Source organism: Bacillus sp. FJAT-27916, assembly GCF_001183965.1.
Classification (GTDB): domain Bacteria; phylum Bacillota; class Bacilli; order Bacillales; family Pradoshiaceae; genus Pradoshia.
This window is the reverse complement of the sequence record NZ_LFZV01000001.1, coordinates 1870963-1885200: the sequence shown is the minus strand read 5'-3', so window position 1 is coordinate 1885200 and position 14238 is coordinate 1870963. Positions and strand designations below refer to the sequence as shown.

Sequence of the window (14238 nt, the reverse complement as noted above, 5' to 3'; positions counted from 1 at the left end):
AAAAGTTTCTAAAGGTGACTGTTCATCTGTGCAAAAGAGTCTTCTTTATAGCCCTAAATTTTTCGCAATAATGGTTTTCATAATTTCATTGGTACCGGCATAGATGCTTGCGACAGGTGTATCACGGAATCGTCTGGCAATCTTGTATTCCTCCATATAGCCGTAGCCTCCGAATAACTGCATGCACTCAGCCGAGATGCGCTTGGCCATGTCTGTCAATTTCCATTTGGCCATTGATACCTTTGTAACGATATCCTTACCTGCCATATGACTGGAAATCAGCTGGTCAAGGAAGGTGCGTCCCATTTCAATCTCGGTAGCCATTTCAGCCAGCTTGAATTTCGTGTTCTGAAAGTCACCGATTGCTTTTCCGAACGCTCGTCTGGATTTGACATAATCCATGGTCATGGCAAACATATCTTCTGCTGCCACTTGGGCTGCGATTGCCACGACAAGGCGCTCCTGCTGAAGCTTATCCATCATGTACAGGAAGCCGCTCCCCTCTTGGCCAAGCAGATTTTCCTTTGGCACGATACAATCCTCAAATATCAATTCAGCCGTGTCCTGACAGTGAAGCCCCACCTTGTTCAGCTTTCGGCCTCTTGAGAAGCCAGGCATGCCGCGTTCAATGACAAGCAGGCTGATTCCTTTATGCTTTGGCGTCGCATGCACATCCGTTTTACAAGCAATGATAATTAAATCTGCTTGGATGCCATTTGTGATGAAGGTTTTTTGTCCATTGACCAAATAATGGTCCCCGCGGTCCTCGGCCGTCGTGGCAATGGAGGCGAGATCGGAGCCGGCGCCTGGCTCTGTCATCGCAATCGCGCTAATCGATTCCCCACTGGCACATTTTGGCAGCCAACGCTTCTTCTGTTCGTGTGTTCCATAGGCCGTTATGTATGGTACGACAATATCGTTATGCAGTGAGATTCCAACTGTACCTGAACCAACCCTTTCCAGCTCTTCATTGATAATGACCGAAATCCCCCAGTCCACGCCAAGTCCGCCATATTCCTCCGGCAGGTCTGGACATAGATAACCAGATTGACCAAGCTTATCCCAGAAAGTACGCGGGATGATTCGGTCCTCCTCCCACTTCTCATAGAAAGGATACGCTTCTTTTTCAAGGAATTTTCGGAAAGCCTTGCGGAAGATCACATGCTCCTCCTGTATGTACGGATGTTTCATCTGTCACACTCCTCTAAGTATGTAAACGCTTTATTTTATAGTATACGTATATATTAATCTTTTAGGGTGATAAAGTTCAAGAATATTCTGTAAAAAAATTAGCATAAACTTCTATTTAATGTAAGTGTTTATTTCCTTCGATTGTGATCCTTGAACGTCTTAAGAAGCGCACCTATAGCAACGAGGATAATTACTCCAATAACAGTCAGGACATTCATGACAAATTCCACTTCTTCCGCAACCTTTCATTCATTTTTCCAAAGAAAAAAGAGGCAGATTCTCATGCCTCTTTATCCTCATTTATCGCACGTTGGCGATGATTCCTTCATCGTCATCCAACTCAAGTTCAATGGCTGCCGCAAAGGGATCCATATTTAACTGATGTTCAATGTAAAAGCGCAGTGCTTCAATGATATTAGCCGTAATCAAGATTTGTGAGCGCCCATTAACATGTGATTCAGCGGAAAACCCATAATCATCATCATACATTAATTCGATTTCCACATTCTCGGGACTGACCTGCCTCTTAGCAGCCATATATAAGCAAAGGGAATTAATGATCTCTTGTTCCGATAGCTTTAGCGGTCCCATGGCCCATTAACCTCTTTTCGCGGACGGTTATGATTATTATTGTTATTGCGAGAGAAGAATATTCTCTTGATCAAGCCGATAATTAAGATAATCACCAATACATTGACCAATAAGCCTAACACCGAGCCCATCATGCCCATATTCGCCAGCAAGCTTCCGAAGAGCAAACCTGCAACTCCGCCTAGCAGCATGCTTTTTGCAAAGCTTCCTTTGTTGAAGGAATTTGTTTTTGTTGTTTTTGCATTGCTTGTTGTAGATTTCTTCTGGTTAAAAATGCTAGAATTATTTGTATTTGAACCTGAATTTGAGTTGAAGGATTTTTTACCTGAGCGGTAAGATTTTGCACTGACCTCGTGTGAAGTGTTAACGAATGTGCTCTCCGCAATCGGAGCAAACACAAATGTCAGCAGCATAAAGGATGCTAATATTTTTGTTGCTAAACTCTTTTTACGCAAAATAATTCCCCCTGTAATGGTTTGAAATAGGTGATTCTTTTCCTGTTACTATACTATGTACGATTGATTCCTGCAAAGGTTTCAATAAAATAGCAAATTTGTATTCTATTTTTTCATCCAATAATTCCTAAGAGGAGGCTGCTCCTATGTATACATCCATGGAGACCATTGCCCTTACAATCACTCTCTTGACGATTATGATCGTCTATTTTGTTAACCAGAAAAATCCTTTTCGTGTTTTCTCCATTCTTCTCCATCGAAAGCAGGTGGTTTGGCATCTTGGCCTCCTTGCTTTGATTCTGTTCATCAATAAGCTTGAACTGCGGTATGAAAGTACATTCACCAATCAGCCGGATTACGCCGCCCTGTTTTATACCTATGAAGCTTCCATTCTAGCAAACATTCAGGATGCCCTGCGCCATCCTCTTTTAACAGAGATAACGACCTTTTTCTATATCATTATGTTCGTCACCTTGATTGCCGTCTCTCTTGTTTCCTACCTCCTCAAGGAGGATTTGAAATTGTTTTATACATTTATTTATGCGATTGGGCTGAATTATATCATTGCCATCCCCTTTTATTTATTTTTCCCTGTAAATGAAGCATGGTATATTCATCCGCAAATTGACTTTTTAATCCCTTCCGTCTATACGGAATTCGAATCGCAATATCGTAATATTTCCGGACTGAATAATTGTTTTCCAAGCCTGCATAACTCTATTTCGCTGACATTATTGCTCCTCAGTTCGCGCTCATCAAGCAGAGTCTTTAAGTCGCTGTTTTATGTCAGCGTGCCAATCATCATGTTTTCGACGATCTATCTCGGCATTCACTGGCTGAGTGATATGGCAGCAGGCATCGCGCTTGCCGTGACTGCGGTGTGGGCTGCTTCCCTTATAACAGAAAGGTATACTCTGCTAGAGGCTAGGAAGACAACCCTTTTGAATAGTGTACAGTCACCTCTTGAATAAGTATGCTATCTTTTATGAAGCAGGCGGATTTGTGCAGCAATATGATGAGAACTATATTCCTGCCCATCTGCCAGCCACCACCGGATGATGCCCATCATAGAGGCAGCATAAATATGGCTTGATACTTGGTTAGGGCGTAGGCTTTTCTGTTTCCGTGCCCTCCTTGGATGTGTGCGGACATGATTTTACTGCCCATCTACCTGCAGACAGGACGAGGCTTTACTGCATTTGAAGCAGGACTGATCCTTCTTCCTGGGGCTGTCATCAATGCCTTCCTTTCTCCGGTGACGGGCAAGCTCTATGACCGTTTTGGAGCCAAACCACTCTTTATTACTGGCCTTTTATTCATACTGCCAGCGATGTGGGCCGTGACCGATTTGGCCTCTACTCCATCATTTTTATTCTTGACGATACGGACAATCATCCTTCGCATCGGCTTAAGCTTTATTACGATGCCGCTCAATACAGCTGGATTGAATGCCCTGCCGAAGGAGCTGACCAACCATGGCTCGGCTGTTAATAATACTGTCCGCCAAATAGCCGGTGCCATCGGAACAGCAGTCGTCATGACGATATTCACTGCCCAGGCAGCCGTCCATACCATAAAGCTAAGCCCAAGTGAACTACAGGCATCTCCAACCCTGCCATCCATGTTTGGAGCAAGTGATGCCTATTATTTCATGATGATTATTGCTCTCATTGCCCTCGTACTTACACTGTTTTTACCGCAAAAAAAGAAAGCCATTCAAACAGCTGCTGAAACAAGAAACATGTAAAAGAACAAGAGGAGATAAGACCGCAAAATCAGTCTCATCTCCTCTTGTTTTTATATTCGTTAGATTCCTTTCGCCTTACCTCCATCAATTAAGTAAACTTGCCCAGTCACATAAGAGTTAACGGATGAGAGCAGGAACACAGCATAATTGGCGAATTCCTCCGGTTTCCCGTAACGGCCGAGCGGGATTTGTTTTTCCGCACGTTCTTTGACTTCCTCCACCGTAAGACCTTGCTTCTCTGCAGTCACCTGATCAAGATAATCAATGCGGTCAGTGGCAATCACCCCTGGTGCAATCGTATTAATAAGGATATCTCGTTCAGCAAATTCAGCTGCAAGCGTCTTCGTTAAGCCGACGATTCCTAAACGGAAGGTGTTTGAAAGAAGCAGCCCTTGAATCGGCTCTTTTACTGAAATCGAGGCCATATTCAGGATTCTTCCACCGTTCTTCATATTGGGAAGAACGGCCCGAATCATACGTATGTAACTGAGCAGGTTCAATTCAAATCCCTTCTGCCAATCTTCATCAGATAAATCCATAAATCCTCCGGCTGGCGGACCTCCAGCATTATTAAGAAGAATATCAATTGTTCCAAGCTTGTCAGCAGTAGCTTTGACGAGCCTGTCAATGTCATCCGCTTGGGTAATATCCGCTTCATGCCAGTAGTAGTTTCCGGCTGGATTTACCTTTTTCAGCTCCTCCACAACGGTCTTCAATTTATCAGCGCTCCGGCTTGTCACCATCACATTAGCCCCTTCTTCAGCCAGCTTGATGGCAATAGCCTTGCCCAGCCCTTGACTTGAAGCCACAACCAATGCATTCTTTCCTTTTAACCCTAGCTCCATTCTTTCTCCCTCCATTCGTATTCCTACTCCTATCATGGCATCTCAACGATTTAATTGTCAAAATATTAATTTTATGGGTATAGAAGGAGTATGGACCATTAACAGTATCCATACTAAAGCAATGGAATCATGGGGAGGAATGACAACGTATGAGAACGAATGAATGGGATTGCATCATCATCGGCGGCGGTATCGCAGGATTGCAGGCCGCAATCCAAATGGGAAGAAGCCAGCATACATGCCTAGTGATTGATTCAAAGGAGGAAGGACGTTCTTCCCTTTGCAAGGACTATCGTAATATTCTCGGCTGGCCGGACGGAATCAGCGGAGAGGATTTGCGGGCACTTGGCCGGGAGCATGCCCAAAAAACAGGAATTGAATTTCTAAAGGACCATGTTACAACATTAAAGGATGTGAATGGCCGCTTCCATGTCAAGACGACAGAGCATGAATTCACCGCCCGCACTTTGCTGCTTGCTACGGGGATAACAGACCGAATTCCTCCTATTCCTAATCTGAAGGAATGCTTAGGAATGACCATCTATATTTGTACCGATTGTGATGGGTATGAGGTCATTGATACACCGACCCTTGTTATGGGCTCTGGTGAAGCTGGGGCAAATTTTGCTCTCTCTCTTCTCTATTGGACAAATCAGATTACGTATATTAATCACGAAAAGAACGATATCCCAGAGGACTTGCTAATGAGGCTCAAGGAAAGCGGGATTTATTATATAGAGGAGAAAATTGAAGCCGTAAGGAAAGAGGGTGATTCCGACTTCAAGGGAGTGTTCCTTGCCAATGGTGAGCTAATCGAAGGGGAGCGTGCCTTTGTTTCCTTCGGCGGCAATGATGTTCACACAGCTTTAGCGGATCAGCTTGGGATTGACGTAATGAACAACCGGCATATACATGTGAATCCGAGGACAAAGGAAACAAGCATTAAAAATGTTTGGGCAGCAGGAGATATCGTTGCTCATTCTGAGCAGGCAACTATCGCAATGGGAGAGGCCACTCAGGCTGCCATCTGGATTCATAAGCGTTTAATGAAGCTGTTAAAAGAAGAATAAGAAAAAGGCCGGATATACATCCGGCCCTTTCTAAAAATCAGCTGAACGTGTAGCGTGTGACTGCTTTATACGTATCATCCTTCTTCAACACAACAGATGGGAAATGAGGCTTGTTAATCGCATCCGGGTATCCTTGCGTTTCAAGGCAAATGGCCATATGATTATGCGGTTTGACCCCTCTAATGGAATATTCACCATCATATTGATTACAAGTATAAATGACAACAGCAGGCTGGTCGGTTTCCACTACAAGCTTGCGTCCGCTTACTGGGTCTTCGAGCACAATCTCTTCCTCAAAATGGCTATCCAGACAGAACGGATGGTCATAACCCCCGCCTGCGATATCATTTTGTTTATAGCCGGATGCCACCCCTTGGGAAACCTCAGCTTCTTCCGTGAAATCAAATGAGGTCCCCTCAACAGGCACAATCTGCCCAGTAGGAATAAGATCCTCTCCAAGTTCCAAAAATGAGCTGCTTTTCAGCTTCAGCTTGTGATTTAGAATGTCTTTCGTTAAGTCCCCGCTCAAATTGAAATAAGAATGATTCGTTAAATTGATGATGGTATCTTGATCAGAATAGGCCTTATAAGAGATTTCTAGACTGCCGTCTTCATCTAGCAAATATGTTGTTGTTACATGAAGATTACCTGGGAAGCCCTCCTCCCCGTCATGGCTTATATATGTAAATTCAACCCCTGCTGCTGTTCCCTTCTCAACCAATTCATAATTCCATACGACTTTATCGAATCCTTTTAAACCGCCATGCAGACTGTTGCTGGATTGATTCTTCGCCAATTGATAGGTTTCCCCATCAAGCGTAAAGCGTCCCCCTGCTATTCTTCCAGCTATTCTTCCAACAATGGCACCGAAATATGGGGAGTGCTTGACATAATCCTCAAGGGTATCAAAGCCAAGAACGATATTACCCATTTTTCCATTTCGATCGGGGACGATCAAATCCGTAATAATGCATCCATAATTGATGCACTTCATCGTCGTTCCTTTATCAGTAGTAAAGGAAAACTGAATAACCTCTTGATCATCCATTCTGCCAAAGCTCGTTTCTCTGATTTCCATAGCATCCCTCTCCTTTTCACAGAATTCTGCAATGTTTATGTATACTAATATACTATCAAAAAACTCTGTAAAGCGCTTTATTTTCCAGAAGGTATATTCAGGACATAGAAATAACAAAGCCTTGTTAGGCTTTGTTATTTATCGCATCATTTAATATGGTCCTCTAATATAATCCTTTACGGAGCCTTCATAGAAATTTTGCAGCCTCTTGAGCTCGTCCTCATTAAATGATTTCGTCTCGAGCGCTGACAGGTTCTGCTCCACCTGTCTCACATTCTTAAAGCCAGGAATGGCACATGTAACGGCTTCTTGGTCTAGAATCCAGCGAAGGGCTGCAGAGGCCATCGATTCCCTGCCATCAGCAATCCAAGAGAGCTGCTCCGAAAGTTCTACACCCTTTTGAAATTCAAGTCCGGCAAACGTTTCACCGACATTGAATTGCTCTCCATTTGCATTAAACTGACGGTGATCCTCTTTAGCAAAATGTGTATCCGCTGTGAATTTACCTGTCAACAGACCGCTTGCCAGCGGTACACGAGCAAGGATTCCGACACCTTGTTCCTTCGCTTTTGGGAACAATTCCTCCAGCGGCTTTTGTCTGAACAAATTGAAAATCACCTGCAAGGCAGCGACATTCGGATTCGTCAGGCAGAATAACCCTTCCTCAACCGTTTCAACACTGACTCCGTAATGACGGATTTTTCCTTCCGCCTGAAGCTTATCCAACACCTCAAAAACATTTGTGTGTTTAAGGATTTCAAGCGGCGGACAATGAATTTGATAGAGGTCGATTCTCTCCCGCCCTAACCGCTTCAAGCTCGCTTCACAATATTGGCGAACGGAATCTTCAGAATAGGTTAATGGATCATGAATATCCCCGGCCCGGCAGAATTTAGTCGCAATATAGATTTCATCCTCTTTTCCCTTTGTCGCTTTACGCAAGAGCTCCTCGCTTCGTCCAGCTCCATACACATCCGCTGTATCGAAGAAATTCACTCCCAGCTCCATCGCACGGGCAAGGGCAGATAAGGCATCCTCATCATTCGACCGCCCCCAGTCTCCGCCTATCCCCCATGTGCCAAAGCTGATTTCGCTTACCTTCATTTCACTTTTACCAAGCTGTCGATAATTCATGAATGCACTCCTCCCTCAAGGAATTAATCTAGCTTAGATGTTTTGTTCTTGTTATAGACATCAAAGCCTACTGCAAGCAATAATACAATACCCTTAATGGTTTGCTGATAATCCGTACCTAAACCAATTAAGGACATCCCATTATTCAAAACACCCATAACAAGTCCGCCGACAACTGCTCCAATAATGGTTCCAATCCCCCCATAGGCAGATGCACCGCCAATGAACACAGCCGCAATGGCATCAAGCTCAAATGAGTTCCCCGCTCCAGGTGTTGCCGCGTTCAAGCGGGCTGCAAAGATCAAGCCGGATAATGCCGCGAGCACACCCATGTTGACGAAAACCCAAAACGTCAGCTTTTGAGTCTTGATACCTGACAGTTTCGCTGCCTTCTCATTACCGCCGACCGCATACAAATGACGTCCAGATACGGTACGATTCGTAAAGAAGGAGTAGGCTACAATCAAGACGACTAAGATGACAAGAATATTCGGAATCCCTTCATAGGAAGCAAGGAAATAAGAGAATACATTTAGAACAGCTACAATGAAGACCAATTTCAAAGCAAAGAGCCATGTTGGCAGTACCTCAAAATGATAGGATTTCTGCTGATTCCGTTTTCGAACCTCTGTCCAAATCAACACGAGGGAAACAATGACTCCTACAATTAAGGTCAAAAGATCAAGTGAGGCGGTTTTGCTTAATTCAGGCAGGAAGCCTGTACTGATTTTCCGGAATTCTTCCGGGAATGGCGCAATGGATTGCCCGCCCAATACCCAAAGTGTAAGTCCGCGGAAGACAAGCATCCCGGCAAGCGTAACGATAAAGGCAGGGACTTTCAAATATGCGACCCAGAATCCTTGCCATGCACCAATTAAAGCGCCTATCAATAAGCATAAGACAATCGAAAGCCATACCGGCAAATTCATCTCTACCATGAAAATGGCTGACATCGCACCGGTAAACGCAACGACCGAACCTACTGAAAGATCAATATGTCCGAGTAAAATAACAAGAAGCATCCCAATGGCAAGCACGAGTATGTAACTGTTTTGCAGGATAAGATTCGTTATGTTAATCGGTTTCAATAAAACGCCATCCGTTAGTATTTGAAATAAGATAACAATAAAGACTAAAGCGAGTATCATGCCATATTGGCGAACATTATTTTTCATTAAGCTGCCAAGTGTTTTCATCCTTGTTCCACCCCTGTTCTGGTCATGTATTTCATAATATTCTCCTGGGACGCGTCCTTGCGTTCAAATTCAGCGGTAAAAGCCCCTTCACGCATAACATAGATTCGGTCGCTTATACCGAGCAGCTCAGGAAGCTCTGAGGAGATGACCAATATTCCCTTTCCTTGGTCTGCAAGCTCATTAATAATGGAATAAATTTCATATTTCGCCCCGACATCAATCCCGCGCGTTGGCTCATCAAGTATGAGAATATCAGGCTCTGTAAAAATCCACTTGCTGAGAACCACCTTCTGCTGATTCCCTCCGCTCAGGTTCATCGCCTTTTGGGTAATGCTTGGTGTTTTGATATTCATCTTCTTCCGGAAGCTCTCTGCCTCAATGACCTCCTGTCCATCATCAATAATGGACTTCTTTGCCACCCTGTGTAAGTTAGCGAGCGTTATATTGGTTTTGATGTCTTCTTCAAGCACAAGGCCGAACGATTTCCGGTCCTCTGTGACATAAGCAATCCCGGCATCAATGGCCTGGGTGATATTTTTTAAGGTTAATTCCTTGCCATCCTTGAAAAGCTGCCCGCTCATCTTCGTCCCATATGCCTTACCGAAGATGCTCATCGCAAGCTCTGTCCGACCAGCTCCCATCAAACCGGCTATTCCGACGATTTCTCCCCTGCGAATATGGAAGCTTACATCATCAACGACATTCCTGGCCGTATTCGTTACATCCTGAACAGTCCAATTCTTCACTTCAAAAATAGTCTCGCCGATGGAAGGGGTGTGCTCCGGGTAAAGATTAGTCAGGTCCCTGCCGACCATTCCTTTGATGATACGTTCCTCTTTCACTTGGTCCTTTTTCATGTCCAATGTTTCAATTGTCTTTCCATCCCTTAGAATCGTGATGGAATCAGCCACTTTCGCAATCTCATTTAATTTATGCGAGATGATGATCATCGTCATGCCTTGCTTTTTAAATTCCAGCATGAGATTCAGCAGGTTTTCACTATCATCTTCATTCAATGCGGCGGTAGGCTCATCCAAAATGAGAAGCTTTACTTCCTTTGAGATAGCCTTGGCAATTTCAATCAGCTGCTGCTTTCCTACCCCAAGTTGATTCACCATCGTATCCGGCGACTCTTTTAATCCAACAATCTTCAGCAAATCAATGGTCTTTGCATACGTTTCGTTGAAATTAATGATACCCCGTTTACTTTGTTCATTCCCAAGGAAGATATTTTCCGAAATTGACAGATAGGGGATTAAAGCGAGCTCCTGGTGAATGATGACGATCCCCTTGCTCTCACTGTTTTTGATGGTTTTAAACTCACATACCTCATCTTCAAAATAAATATCTCCTGAATAGCTTCCATGAGGATAAACACCGCTCAATACTTTCATTAAAGTTGATTTACCTGCACCATTTTCTCCGCAAAGTGCATGTATTTCTCCTTTTTTAATCTTCAGATTGACATCGTCAAGGGCCTTGACGCCAGGAAACGTTTTTGTGATATTTCGCATTTCCAAAATAATAGATGACAAGAAACTCACCCCAATTAGTAGGATAGATGTTACTTATAAATGAACGTACAAGTAACATCCATCCAGAATTTTACTCGCTTATTTCACTTCATCTTCACTATAGTAACCGCTGTCCACAATGACTTCTTTATAGTTCTCTTTGTCCACGGAAACCGGGTCAATTAAGTAAGTAGGAACAACTTTATTGCCATTATCATAGGATTCTGTATCATTCACTTCAGCTTCCTTATCACTTAATACTGCATCTGCCATTTCAACGGCTTTAATAGCTAGTTCCCTCGTATCCTTAAACACAGTCTGTGTTTGTTCACCTGCAATGATTGATTTTACTGAGGCAAGCTCTGCATCCTGACCTGTGATGACCGGCATTGGTTTAGAATCTGTTCCATAGCCTACACCCTTCAAGGAAGAGATAATTCCGATACTGATGCCATCATATGGAGACAAAACAGCGTCAACTAATTCACTGGAATATTTAGAGCTTAAGATATTGTCCATACGGGATTGAGCCGTTGCACCATCCCAGCGAAGAGTAGAGATCTGGTTCATTTTTGTCTGTCCGCTTTGGACGACTAATTTTCCTTCATCAATATACGGTTTTAAGATGCTCATCGCGCCGTCATAGAAGAAGTAAGCATTATTATCATCCGGTGAACCGCCGAATAATTCGATGTTGAACGGACCTTTCTCGCCATCTTCAAGACCTAATTTCTTCGTAATGTAAGAGGCTTGCAGGACACCGACTTCAAAGTTATCAAATGTAACATAATAGCTGACATTATCGGTTCCTTTAATCAAACGGTCATAGGAAATAACTTTTATATCCTGGTCAGCTGCCTTTTGAAGCACCTCTGTCAAGGATTCCCCGTCAATTGGAGCAACAACGAGAACGTCAACCCCTTTTGTAATCATGTTTTCGATTTGAGCGACCTGGTCCTCAACGACATCTTCTCCGTATTGAAGATCAGTCTTATAGCCCTTTTCCTTGAATTCCTTCACCATGTTTTCCCCATCAAGAACCCAGCGTTCGGAGGATTTTGTCGGCATAGAGATTCCGACATATCCCTTATCGCCATCTCCTGATGAGGTGGAATCGCTTCCGCAAGCCGCCAAAGCAAATACCAACGTGAGCAGCAAGAATGCAGTGATCATCTTTTTCATGAAATTAACCTCTCCTTTATCATCATTGCAGGATTCAAATGTTGTATTCTGAAAACTTACATCTTTCTAATATTTGAATCCGCTTACAAAATCTATCATACTACTTGTTAGTACAAGTTTCTACTAAAATTTAACTTAAACTAACAAATTTTTATAATAAAAATAAAAAAACCCACATATTTGCAGGTTTTTGGAATTTATATTTTTTTTGTTGACTGTCTGATAATGAGGACCGGTTCATACACATAGGATGGATTAGCGTTATCCTTTTGCTCAACCAATTGGAGGATTGCCTTTGCCGCCTGTACACCCATCTCGTACTGAGGATGTTTAATCGTTGTTAGCTTGACCTCAGAGGCCACAGCAAGATAGGAATCATCGAAACCGACAATGGAGAGGTCATTCGGCACAGAAAGACCGGCCTCCCTTATTACATCCAGTGCCGCCAAAGCAACTTCATCATTATAGAAGCATATGCCACTCGGCCGGCTCTCTCTCGCAAGAATATTCGCAAACTCTCCCTCAAGGACCTGTTCTCTTTCTGAAGTCGTATATGTAAGAAGCATATCCGAATCAATAGGAATCTTGTATTCTCGATGAGCACGGATGAAGCCCTTCATTCGCATAACACCTTGCATATCATCCGTTTTAAATAAACCGGCAATATTCGTATGCCCCTCTTTAATCAAATGCTCCGCCTGTAAATAACCTCCCAGCTCATCATCAACGGTCAAGCTGTATGGATTAAGTTCACTATATGCCGCATTGATCATCAAATAAGGAATCCCTTTCATTTCAAGGTCAAGATAATATTTCAGATTAGGATTTGGATGATTGCTCTTCGTCGGCTCAACAATCAGTCCGGTCAAATCCCTCTCCATCACATTCTCAAGACATTGCCGTTCTTTCTCAAAATCATTATTCGTACTATACAATAATAAGGTATAGCCCTTACTGCTCAAATAAGATTCTACCCCGTTTATAATAGACGGGAAAATATAGTTGGAAATATAGGTCGTGATCAGGGCAATTGCCTTATCAGCTCCGGAGGAAGATTGTGATATGGAGCGGTCAGCACAATAGGTGCCAGACCCCTGTTCCGTATAAAGCCAGCCCTCATTGACCAAATCATTGATGGCTTTACGGACGGTGTGGCGGCTGACTTCAAATCGAATGGTCAGCTCTGACTCAGAGGGGATTTTTTGATTAGGCACGTATTTCTCATCTAAAATAGCTTGTTTAATTTTCTCTTTAACTTGCTCGTATTTTTTCATTCAAAGTTACACCCTCCTGTCTATCTCTCCCTTTAATATAGCATAGTTGTTAGTACATGTTGTCAAATTATATCAATTAAAAGGAAAATTCGGACGTATTTTATCATAGTATTGGCGAAATTCCTAATGATTCTATATTATCTTGTCATATCTCTTTGTAGCATTCACTAGTCGAATATAAAGTGATGAAGCCATTAAGGAGTAGGGCTATTGTTTTTAAATGTCAGGCTCTGATAATCTTAATCCTATTGATTTACGTTGCAGGTGATTGTGCCTCTAGGTGCGAGCGGGAACCCTCCTTGAGTGCTTTGGTGCATGCCAGTCCACTAATCTAAGCCAGAATTCAAACGGCTGAAAGGTTGACGAGCGGCATTCTATATAGCAACATTCATTTTTACAGAGCCACATGATAAAAAGCCACATCCATTTGGAAGCAGCCTGCTCGTATTTTTCATGGTAAGTTCCTTCGGTTCAAAAAGCAAAATCCTTATTCAAATCCTCTACCTCTGTCAAAATAAACTCCTTAGATATTTGTAATTTTTCTTTTGTCTTCGTTAATTCTAATTCATCTATAGGTCCTGTAACATTCCCATTCTCAAGTTTGATAATCCAATAATGGTCATTCTGTTCGTCTGGTATTTCATCACCGTTCTGGCTTTTAGGATTATGAATCAAAGGGACTTGTTTAGCCATAATAAAGTTATCATCCCACCCTACCTCCGTAACCTTAGCGGGTATTATCGGGGAATCCCAATTGCCCTGACTAATTTTAGCAGCAATCGTTACTTGATGCCCTGAGGTTCTAATAACGGAATAGTTACTTGGCAAATCAATTTCATAATCAGATGCTCCCGGACATCCAGTTAGGAATAGGCTGCTTATCATGACTGTAAATAATAAAATTCTGAATCTTATTCTAGACATACATCCTCCAATACCATACATATTATACCAAATATCC

The 14238-nt window shown here is 42.9% G+C and carries 13 protein-coding genes and 1 pseudogene; 3 read left to right on the top strand and 11 right to left on the bottom strand.

Features of this window, described 5'->3' with window-relative positions:
- Window positions 1–45: 45 nt before the first annotated feature.
- The 3 genes from AC622_RS09105 to AC622_RS09095 form a co-directional block, all read right to left on the bottom strand.
- Window positions 46–1191: an acyl-CoA dehydrogenase family protein gene (locus tag AC622_RS09105; protein ID WP_049670785.1), complete on the bottom strand. Its 1146-nt coding sequence runs from the start codon at window positions 1189–1191 to the stop codon at window positions 46–48.
- Window positions 1192–1491: 300 nt separating this feature from the next.
- Complete coding sequence (locus tag AC622_RS09100) at window positions 1492–1782, bottom strand: YxcD family protein (RefSeq protein WP_049670784.1); 291 nt, start codon at window positions 1780–1782, stop codon at window positions 1492–1494.
- Complete coding sequence (locus AC622_RS09095) at window positions 1770–2237, bottom strand: hypothetical protein (RefSeq protein WP_197089921.1); 468 nt, start codon at window positions 2235–2237, stop codon at window positions 1770–1772. The genes AC622_RS09100 and AC622_RS09095 overlap by 13 nt, the downstream gene beginning before the upstream one ends.
- Before the next feature lie 146 nt (window positions 2238–2383).
- Here AC622_RS09095 and AC622_RS09090 point away from each other — a divergent pair, with 146 nt between their 5' ends.
- A complete protein-coding gene (locus AC622_RS09090) occupies window positions 2384–3208 on the top strand; it encodes a phosphatase PAP2 family protein (RefSeq protein WP_049670783.1) in 825 nt (274 codons plus the stop codon).
- A gap of 233 nt (window positions 3209–3441) precedes the next feature.
- Window positions 3442–3984 (top strand): annotated as a pseudogene (locus AC622_RS09085) (MFS transporter); the annotation flags it as partial.
- A gap of 59 nt (window positions 3985–4043) precedes the next feature.
- Here the strand turns inward: AC622_RS09085 and AC622_RS09080 are convergent.
- Window positions 4044–4829 (bottom strand): SDR family oxidoreductase, encoded by a 786-nt coding sequence (locus tag AC622_RS09080; protein ID WP_049672870.1) that lies wholly within the window; start codon window positions 4827–4829, stop codon window positions 4044–4046.
- Between the two features lie 149 nt (window positions 4830–4978).
- On the opposite strand from AC622_RS09080, the gene AC622_RS09075 reads away from it, so the two are divergent.
- Entirely contained in the window at window positions 4979–5899 is a 921-nt protein-coding gene (locus AC622_RS09075; RefSeq protein WP_049670781.1) for an NAD(P)/FAD-dependent oxidoreductase, read from the top strand.
- Between the two features lie 37 nt (window positions 5900–5936).
- Here the strand turns inward: AC622_RS09075 and AC622_RS09070 are convergent, their stop codons facing one another.
- The 7 genes from AC622_RS09070 to AC622_RS09040 all read right to left on the bottom strand — a co-directional run bounded on the left by AC622_RS09070 (window position 5937) and on the right by AC622_RS09040 (window position 14201).
- Entirely contained in the window at window positions 5937–6977 is a 1041-nt protein-coding gene (locus AC622_RS09070; RefSeq protein ID WP_049670780.1) for an aldose epimerase family protein, read from the bottom strand.
- A 150-nt stretch (window positions 6978–7127) separates the two neighbouring features.
- Window positions 7128–8111 carry an aldo/keto reductase gene (locus AC622_RS09065; protein WP_049670779.1) on the bottom strand — a complete coding sequence of 328 codons (984 nt, stop codon included), beginning with the start codon at window positions 8109–8111 and terminating at the stop codon, window positions 7128–7130.
- Window positions 8112–8134: 23 nt separating this feature from the next.
- Window positions 8135–9307, bottom strand: coding sequence for a multiple monosaccharide ABC transporter permease (mmsB, locus tag AC622_RS09060; RefSeq protein WP_049670778.1), 1173 nt, complete (start codon window positions 9305–9307; stop codon window positions 8135–8137).
- Window positions 9304–10842, bottom strand: coding sequence for a multiple monosaccharide ABC transporter ATP-binding protein (gene mmsA / locus AC622_RS09055; protein WP_049670777.1), 1539 nt, complete (start codon window positions 10840–10842; stop codon window positions 9304–9306). Before mmsA ends, mmsB begins: the two co-directional genes overlap by 4 nt.
- Window positions 10843–10920: 78 nt before the next feature.
- Window positions 10921–12003, bottom strand: a complete 1083-nt coding sequence (gene chvE, locus AC622_RS09050) for a multiple monosaccharide ABC transporter substrate-binding protein (protein ID WP_049670776.1) — start codon at window positions 12001–12003, stop codon at window positions 10921–10923.
- A gap of 197 nt (window positions 12004–12200) precedes the next feature.
- The gene (locus AC622_RS09045; protein WP_049670775.1) at window positions 12201–13277 is read right to left on the bottom strand and encodes a GntR family transcriptional regulator; all 1077 of its coding nucleotides are present in this window, start codon (window positions 13275–13277) and stop codon (window positions 12201–12203) included.
- Between the two features lie 471 nt (window positions 13278–13748).
- Window positions 13749–14201 carry a DUF3997 domain-containing protein gene (locus AC622_RS09040; RefSeq protein WP_049670774.1) on the bottom strand — a complete coding sequence of 151 codons (453 nt, stop codon included), beginning with the start codon at window positions 14199–14201 and terminating at the stop codon, window positions 13749–13751.
- Window positions 14202–14238: the final 37 nt, after the last annotated feature.